The following is a 1,990-nucleotide window of genomic DNA, read 5'->3' on the forward strand; positions in this document are numbered from 1 at the left end:
TATTGTCTGCAAGTGTCCAGGTGCCATCGCCATTGTTCGTCGCTGGGTAATCAACACCATCCACATTCACAACCACAGTTGCTGTCGGATCGTTGACTGTACCAGTGAGCGCTGGGGTGCTGTCATTGGTGAGTACATCATCAAGTGCTACTGTCGGTGCAACTGCATCAACCACAGCTGTTGCTGGGCCTGATGTATTGCCAGCAGGATCTTCTGTTACTGCTGTTACCGTGTCACCATCATTTAAGCCTGGGTTTGGCACAGTCCAGCTGCCATCCGGTCCTGCTACAACACTTGCTGTACTACCGTCCGGATAGGTCACAGTCACTGTTGAACCAGGTTCTGCCGTACCTGTAATTGGGTCTGTCCCGNCCATCCGGTCCTGCTACAACACTTGCTGTACTACCGTCCGGATAGGTCACAGTCACTGTTGAACCAGGTTCTGCCGTACCTGTAATTGGGTCTGTCCCGTTAACCGGGTCAATCACTGGTGCTGCTGGAGCAGCTGTATCAACTGTCACAACACCTGTATCTGTACCTACGTTACCTGCTGCATCTGTTGCAGTCACGGTAATGGTGTGTGGACCATCGTTAAGTGCAGGCAAGGTATTGTCTGCAAGTGTCCAGGTGCCATCGCCATTGTTCGTCGCTGGGTAATCAACACCATCCACATTCACAACCACAGTTGCTGTCGGATCGTTGACTGTACCRGTGAGCGCTGGGGTGCTGTCGTTGGTGAGCACATCATCAAGTGCTACTGTCGGTGCCAATGCATCAACCACAGCTGTTGCTGGRCCTGATGTATTGCCAGCAGGATCTTCTGTTACTGCTGTTACCGTGTCACCATCATTTAAGCCTGGGTTTGGCACAGTCCAGCTGCCATCCGGYCCTGCTACAACACTTGCTGTACTACCGTCCGGATAGGTCACAGTCACTGTTGAACCAGGTTCTGCTGTACCTGTAATTGGGTCTGTCCCGTTAACCGGGTCAATCACTGGTGCTGAAGGAGCTGCTGTATCAACTGTCACAACACCTGTATCTGTACCTACGTTACCTGCTGCATCTGTTGCAGTCACGGTAATGGTGTGTGGACCATCGTTAAGTGCAGGCAAGGTATTGTCTGCAAGTGCATCTGTTGCAGTCACGGTAATGGTGTGTGGACCATCGTTAAGTGCAGGCAAGGTATTGTCTGCAAGTGTCCAGGTGCCATCGCCATTGTTCGTCGCCGGGTAGTCAACACCATCCACATTCACAACCACAGTTGCTGTCGGATCATTGACTGTACCAGTGAGCGCAGGGGTGCTGTCGTTGGTTAATAGATCATTCAGGGCTACTGTTGGTGCCAATGCATCAACCACAGCTGTTCCAGGTAATGATGGGTTGCCTGCCGGATCTGTAGCAATCGCTTCAACTTGATCGCCATCATTTAGGCCTGGGTTTGGCACAGTCCAAGTACCATCCGGTCCTGCTACAACACTTGCTGTACTACCGTCCGGATAGGTCACAGTCACTGTTGAACCAGGTTCTGCTGTACCTGTAATTGGGTCTGTCCCATTAACCGGGTTGATCACTGGTGCTGCTGGAGCAGCTGTATCCAGTGTATAAGTTTGCGTATCGTTAACAGTGCTGCTATTACCTGCTGCATCAGTAAAGGTTACTTTGGCATCAATCGTTTTATCTGTATCCGCAACTAAACCACTGCCCAGTACGCTTACCGTCCATGTGCCAGCTGCACTGTCTACAGTTGCAGTGTAAGTCTGACCATTCACAACAACTGTTACTACAGTATTGGTTGCATCTGCTGGAACGTTTTTCAAAACACCTGTAACGGTGACATTACCTGCTGCTTCTGAAGCATTAATAACGTTATCTGTGGTTACAGAGTCGATTGCAAAATTTACTGATCCTGTATTTGGTGCAGTAGTATCAACTGTCACTACAGCTGTATCAGTACCTTTATTACCAGCTGCATCAGTAGCAGTCACAGTAA

Annotated in this window: 1 protein-coding gene and 1 pseudogene; both read right to left on the reverse strand. The window is 50.0% G+C overall.

Translation table 11 applies throughout. The annotated features are described in order from the left end of the window. Positions 1-371: Ig-like domain-containing protein (locus ASF86_RS19655; protein ID WP_227508793.1), on the reverse strand; the 371-nt coding region annotated here is incomplete at both ends. A 1-nt stretch (position 372) separates the two neighbouring features. Beyond that, positions 373-1,990 (reverse strand): annotated as a pseudogene (locus tag ASF86_RS19275) (Ig-like domain-containing protein); the annotation flags it as partial.

Source organism: Acinetobacter sp. Leaf130 (genome assembly GCF_001423205.1).
GTDB lineage: Bacteria > Pseudomonadota > Gammaproteobacteria > Pseudomonadales > Moraxellaceae > Acinetobacter > Acinetobacter calcoaceticus.